Consider the following 3,345-nt stretch of genomic DNA (forward strand, 5'->3'; position numbering starts at 1 on the left):
TGTTCGCTGACCGTCACCCGAGTTTCGAAAGAATCAACCTGGCGGTTTCGGAATAGCTTCACAGTGCCCCCTTCACCAGGTTCCCCTGCTCGGTGGCCGCTTTCGGCCAGATGGCACCCTCGGTCATTCGGGCGACAATCCGGTCACGCCGTCCGTCCTCCTGTGGAAGAGTTCGCGGCCGGTGGCCGGCCAATCACCTCCCGGGAACGCGGTCAGGACGGCCGGAAGATCTTCCCCGACCTTCTCGTCTCCGACGTTGTACAGCCGACGAGCATCGAAGTCCAACTCACCCCGACGAAGACCCATCTTGCCCGCACCCGCAAAGCGGCCGAGCTGGGCATCACCGCGGTGTGGAACTCTGGCCCGAAGGTCGACCTGAAAGACCGGGTCCCCGAGCTGCGATTCACCACCACCATTCCCGAGGTGCTCGCCGCCCGGCATCCCCAGGACCTTCGGCTGCTGGGCGTCCGCCGGATCGCCCGCGTCCGCAACACCGCCGGGCGCGGGTTCCGTTTCCAGCCGTCACCCATGCCGATGGGCGACATCGCCGAACAGCTCCCCGGCAGCCGCAGTCAGAACAGGAAGTACCGCTGGGCCATCGGCAGCTCGCGCACCGGGTCGGCCTCGACCGCGTCGCCGTCGATCGAGACCGTGAACGTGTCCGGGTCGACCCGGATGTCCGGCCTCGCCGTGTTCTCCGGCAGGTCGGCCTTGCCCCGGCGGCGGACGTCCTCGACCGGCACCATGGGGGTGGCCAGGCCCAGCCGTTCGGGCAGCCCGTCGGCGATCGCGGCGGGCGCGACGAAGGTCAGCGACGAGGCGGCGGCCGGACCGCGCGCGGCCCCCCACATCGGGCGGGGCAGGACCGGTTGCGGAGTGGGGATGGAGGCGTTCGCGTCGCCCATGGCCGCCCAGGCGATGAACCCGCCCTTGAGGACCAGCGACGGCCGCACCCCGAAGAACGCGGGATCGTAAAGCACCAGGTCGGCGAGTTTGCCGGGCTCGACCGAGCCGATCTGCGCGTCCAGCCCGTGCGCCACCGCCGGGCAGATCGTGTATTTGGGCGACGTAGCGTCGCGCCCGGGCGTTGTCGGCCGCGCCATTGCCCGGCAGGGCCCCGCGGCGACGCTTCATCACGTGCGCCGTCTGCCAGGTGCGCAGCACGACCTCGCCGATCCGGCCCATCGCCTACGAGTCCGAACCGATCATGGAGATGGCGCCGAGGTCGTGCAGGATGTCCTCGGCGGCGATCGTCGACGGCCGGATCCGGCTCTCGGCGAAGGCCAGGTCCTCGGGCACGCTGGGGTTGAGATGGTGGCAGACCATCAGCATGTCGAGATGCTCGTCGAGGGTGTTGACGGTGTGCGGGCGGGTCGGGTTCGTCGACGATGGCAGCACGTTGGCGGCGGCCGCGACGGTGATGATGTCCGGTGCGTGCCCGCCGCCGGCGCCCTCGGTGTGGTAGGCGTGGATGGCCCGCCCGGCAATGGCGGCGAGGGTGTCCTCGACGAAGCCGGCCTCGTTGAGCGTGTCCGGGTGCAGCGCGATCTGGACCCCGGCGGCGTCGGCGACCCGCAGGCAGGCGTCGATCGCGGCGGGTGTCGTGCCCCAGTCCTCGTGCAGCTTGAACCCGGCCGCGCCGGCGCGGAGCTGTTCCCACATCGACGCGTCGCTGACCGTGTTCCCCTTGCCGAGCAGGCCGATGTTCACCGGCCAGTCGTCCATCGCGGAGAGCATCCGGCCGAGGTTCCACGAGCCCGGCGTCACGGTGGTCGCCTTCGTGCCCTCGACCGGGCCGGTGCCGCCGCCGATGAGGGTCGTGATCCCGGCGCCGAGCGCCTCGGGCACCTGCTGCGGGCAGATGAGGCGCACGTGGCAGTCGACCGCGCCCGCGGTGAGGATCTTCCCGTTCCCGGCGATGATCTCCGTGTCGGGCCCGATGACCAGGCCGGGATGGACGCCGTCCATGGTGTCCGGGTTGCCGGCCTTACCGAGCGCGACGATCCGCCCGTCGCGGACACCGACGTCGGCCTTGATCACCCCCCAGTGGTCGAGCACCACGGCGCCGGTGATGACGAGATCGGGCGAGCCCTGCGCGCGGGTCGCCAGCGACTGCCCCATGGATTCGCGGATGACCTTGCCGCCGCCGAAGACCGCCTCGTCGCCGGTGCCGCCGAGGGCCGGGCCCCGGCTGCGGTCCTCGGTGATCTCGATGATCAGATCGGTGTCGGCGAGCCGGATGCGGTCACCGACCGTCGGTCCGTACAGGGAGGCGTAGCGGGAGCGGTCCAGCCGGCTCATGAGCCCTCTTTGGGGTCGTGGCTCTCGCGCCCGTCGAGGGGGCCGGCCGATTCCGGGCGCAGGCCGGGCACGACGCGGGCGCCGGCCAGCGGGACGAGGTCGACCTCGCGCGAAGCGGACCGCGGTGCCGGCGGGCACCGCCAGCCGGTGTCCCCAGGCCAGGCCGCGGCCGAACTCGAGCGCCGGGTTGGCCGCGGCGAAATGGTAGTGCGACCCGACCTGCACCGGGCGATCACCGGTGTTGCGGACCAGCACCGTCCGGACGGGCCGTCCCGGGTTGATCTCGATGGGGTCCTCGCCCGGCAGGACCTCGCCGGGAATCAAGGGATCGGCTGGTGCACGGTGACCAGCTTGGTGCCGTCCGGGAACGTCGCTTCGACCTGGACCTCGGCGAGCATCTCCGGCACCCCCTCCATCACGTCGTCCCGGGTGAGGACGCCGCGCCCGGCGGTCATCAGATCGGCGACGCTGCGGCCGTCGCGGGCCCCCTCCAGCAGGAACGAGGTTATGAGCGCGGTCGCCTCGGGATGATTCAGTCGCAGCCCGCGGGCGCGTCGTTCCCGGGCGAGTCCGGCCGCCACATGGATGAGCAGCCGTTCCTGTTCGTGGGGGCAGCAGCACGACCGCGAAGCCTAGCAGGCGGGACCATCGATGCCGGCGTCGCTGCGGCCCGACCAGATGATCCGTACGCCGATCCCCTTGCCCGCACGCATGTCCGTCATTCGATCGTTGCCCGATGTCGTTCTGGTGAACGATGAACCCCTTTCGGGGCATCCAGGTTTCGGTGACGTTTCGGTCGACGAGAATCCTGGGGGCGGTGGTGGAGAGTGACCGGATGGGCGGTCAGAATGGAGTTACTGGCAATTCACCTGGGTGCGATGGGACGGATACGCCTCCTTCCTAGCGTCCGGGAGACCGCTTGGGCAGGTCGGATCGACCGGCCGATGGGGTGTGTCCGAGACCAGGGCCGCGCGAAGGTCACTTTCTGTGCTGACTGGTTACTCTAGGTTGTGAGGAATGTGAGGGCCCGGTTGCGGTCACGGG

At 70.3% G+C, this 3,345-nt stretch carries 2 protein-coding genes and 2 pseudogenes; all 4 read right to left on the reverse strand.

Annotation, left to right across the window (positions count from 1 at the left end):
• Positions 1–123 precede the first annotated feature (123 nt).
• The 4 genes and pseudogenes from G6R25_RS22635 to G6R25_RS22650 all read right to left on the reverse strand — a co-directional run bounded on the left by G6R25_RS22635 (position 124) and on the right by G6R25_RS22650 (position 2,882).
• Positions 124–441 (reverse strand): hypothetical protein, encoded by a 318-nt coding sequence (locus G6R25_RS22635; protein ID WP_163554498.1) that lies wholly within the window; start codon positions 439–441, stop codon positions 124–126.
• Between the two features lie 131 nt (positions 442–572).
• Positions 573–2,301, reverse strand: a pseudogene (locus G6R25_RS22640) (urease subunit alpha).
• Positions 2,298–2,625: pseudogene (locus tag G6R25_RS22645) on the reverse strand (urease subunit beta). The pseudogenes G6R25_RS22640 and G6R25_RS22645 overlap by 4 nt, the downstream one beginning before the upstream one ends.
• Positions 2,622–2,882, reverse strand: a complete 261-nt coding sequence (locus G6R25_RS22650) for an urease subunit gamma (RefSeq protein WP_419469403.1) — start codon at positions 2,880–2,882, stop codon at positions 2,622–2,624. Before G6R25_RS22650 ends, G6R25_RS22645 begins: the two are co-directional and overlap by 4 nt.
• Between the last annotated feature and the right edge of the window lie 463 nt (positions 2,883–3,345).

Origin of the sequence: Candidatus Frankia alpina, from assembly GCF_902806485.1 — a bacterium.
Taxonomy (GTDB): domain Bacteria; phylum Actinomycetota; class Actinomycetes; order Frankiales; family Frankiaceae; genus Frankia; species Frankia alpina.

Bases quoted from the DNA above. Each gene is read 5' to 3' on its own strand.
- G6R25_RS22635 (WP_163554498.1), bottom strand. From the start codon at position 441: ATGCCGGGCGGCGAGCACCTCGGGAATGGTGGTGGTGAATCGCAGCTC.